Annotated in this window: 3 protein-coding genes; all 3 read left to right on the forward strand. The window is 69.6% G+C overall.

What is annotated here, in order from left to right:
- Positions 1-796 (forward strand): ATP-binding cassette domain-containing protein (locus tag ABT08_RS09100; RefSeq protein WP_288114754.1); only part of this gene is annotated, 796 nt, incomplete at its 5' end.
- Positions 796-1,782: an ABC transporter permease gene (locus tag ABT08_RS09105; RefSeq protein ID WP_056518750.1), complete on the forward strand. Its 987-nt coding sequence runs from the start codon at positions 796-798 to the stop codon at positions 1,780-1,782. The genes ABT08_RS09100 and ABT08_RS09105, both read left to right, overlap by 1 nt.
- Positions 1,779-2,429 carry an ABC transporter permease gene (locus ABT08_RS09110; protein ID WP_288114756.1) on the forward strand — a complete coding sequence of 217 codons (651 nt, stop codon included), beginning with the start codon at positions 1,779-1,781 and terminating at the stop codon, positions 2,427-2,429. The genes ABT08_RS09105 and ABT08_RS09110 overlap by 4 nt, the downstream gene beginning before the upstream one ends.
- Positions 2,430-2,468 lie beyond the last annotated feature (39 nt).

Raw genomic sequence — 2,468 nt, forward strand, 5'->3', positions numbered from 1 at the left:
CGAGCGCCTGCTCGCCCAGCTCGCCGGGAAGGCGCTCGAGCCGCTCGAGCGCATCGCCCGCACCCCGCACGACGCGACCGGCGCCCCCGCCCTCACCGCGCACATCCCCGACCTCGGTGACGCGCGCATCGCCGTCGCACAGGGCGAGATCCTCGGGCTCGCGGGCCTGCAGGGCCACGGCCAGAAGCACGCGATGCGAGCGATCGCCGGTGCCGACTCCAGTCGAGGCGCGACGGTGGCCGTCGGTGAACGCAAGCCGATCCGTCGCCTGAACGTGACACGGATGCAGCGCCTCGGCGTCGCCTACGTGCCCGAGGACCGTGGCACCGAGGGGCTCATCCTGAAGCATTCGGTGCGCCTGAACGCGACTCTCAGCGCCCTGCGCCGCGTCTCCCGCCTCGGGTTCCTCTCGCGCCGCGCCGAGACCGCCGCTGCCGACCACGTCATCTCGCTGCTCTCGGTCAAGACCCACACCTCCGCGGTCGCGGTCGAGACCCTCTCAGGCGGAAACCAGCAGAAGGTGCTCATCGGGCGTTCGCTGCTCGTCGAGCCGCGGGTCGTACTGCTCGACGACCCCACCCGCGGCATCGACGCGGGCGCGAAGGCCGACATCTACCGTGTGCTGCGCGAACTCGCCGACTCGGGCGTCGCCGTCGTCTTCAACTCCACCGAGCTGCCCGAGCTCGTCGGCCTCTGCGACCGGGTGCTCGTGTTCCACGACGACGCGATCGTCGCCGAGCTCGTCGGCGACGAGATCACCGAACCGGCCCTCCTCAAGAACATGTTGGGAGCATGATGTCCGCCGTCACCGCCGTCCGCCGCAGCACGCGGCGCAGCATCGAGGTCAGCGACCTGCTGATCTGGGCGATCCTGCTCGTGCTCGTCGCGCTCAACGTCGCCTTCCAGCCGACCTTCCTCACCGCCGGAAACCTCGAGTTCGTGTTCGGGTCGTCGCTCGTGCTGCTGTTCGCCGCCGCGGCCGCCGGGTACCTCATGCTGATCGCCGAGATCGACCTCAGCATCGGCGCCGTGCTGACCCTCGTGAACGTGCTGATCGCGACACTCACCCCCGACAACGCGGTGCTCGCGATCGTGCTCGGCATCGTCGTCGGTCTCGTGTGCGGACTCATCACCGGCTCATTCGTGGCGTTCCTGCGGCTGCCGTCGATCATCGTCACCCTCGCCATGTCGACCATCTGGGCCGGCATCGCGCTGTTCATCATGTCCCGCCCCGGCGGCTCGGTGCCGACCGAGTTCACGGTGTGGATCTACGGTCCGGCGCCCATGTACGTCACCCTGGTGCTGCTGATCGTCACGGTCTGGCTCGCGCGCACGCCGATGGGCCGCAAGATCTACGGCCTCGGCTCGGACGAGCTCGGCGCCTACCTCTCGCGCATCTCGCTGCCCGGCACGAAGCTGTTCGTCTTCGGGCTCTCGGGGGTCATCCTCGGGCTCGGCGGCGTCGCGCTCAGCGGCATCACCTCGGTCGGCGACCCGCTCTCCGGCCAGTCCTACACGCTCAAGGCGATCACCGCCGCCGTCCTCGGCGGCATCTCGTTCGCCGGCGGGCGCGGGCTCATCCCCGGTGCGCTCGCGGGTGCCCTCGCCCTCACCCTCATCACCAATGTCACGCAGTTCGCCGGGGTGTCCTCGTTCTACCAGGGCATCGTCGACGGCTCGCTGCTGATCCTCTCGCTCGCCCTGTCGAAGGTGGTGACGGGTCGCTGGATCCCCCTCGGACGACGACCCGGCGCCGCATCCACCCCGGAGGTCACACGATGACTGCCCTGCCCGCCACCGCGCGCAAGCGCATCGCCTCGATCCCGCCCGCGGTGCTCTCCTACGTCGCGCTCGCCGTGCTCATGCTCGTGGCGCAAGCGCAGAGCGGGAGCTTTCTCACCGTCGGACACCTGGGCGTGCTGCTCGGGGTCGCCGCGGTGCTCGGCATCGCCTCGGCCGGACAGACCCTCGTCATCGTCGCCGCGGGCATCGACCTGTCGGTGGGAGCCGTCATCTCCGCCTCCGACGTGCTGACGGTGCAGTGGACCGCGGATGCGGAGTGGCCCCTGCTCGTGCTCGGGGCCATCGTGCTCATCGGTGCGGCCATCGGCTGCGTGAACGCGCTCGGTATCTCGCTGTTCGGCATCAACCCCATGGTGATGACCCTCGGCATGGCGGCGATCGTCAGCGGCTTCGTGCTCGTGATCACGAACGGCCAGTCCGGAGGACAGCCGCATCCGTCCATCTCGGCCGCCATGACCACCCGCATCGGCGGAGTCCCCGGGGCCGTGTTCGTCTGGGTCGCGGTCGCCGTCTTCATCATCGTGCTGATGCGGTTCACGACCTTCGGCCGCTCGGTGTACGCGTTCGGCTCGAACCCGCGGATGCGGTTGCCGGTGCGGAAGCGGTCCAGAATCCAGGTCGAATAGTCGCCATAGGAATAGATCGCGCCCGCCTCGACCTCGGCC

Source organism: Microbacterium sp. SCN 71-21, assembly GCF_001725695.1.
Taxonomy (GTDB): Bacteria; Actinomycetota; Actinomycetes; order Actinomycetales; family Microbacteriaceae; genus Microbacterium; species Microbacterium ginsengisoli.

Bases quoted from the DNA above. Each gene is read 5' to 3' on its own strand.
- ABT08_RS09105 (WP_056518750.1), top strand. From the start codon at position 796: ATGTCCGCCGTCACCGCCGTCCGCCGCAGCACGCGGCGCAGCATCGAG.
- ABT08_RS09110 (WP_288114756.1), top strand. From the start codon at position 1,779: ATGACTGCCCTGCCCGCCACCGCGCGCAAGCGCATCGCCTCGATCCCG.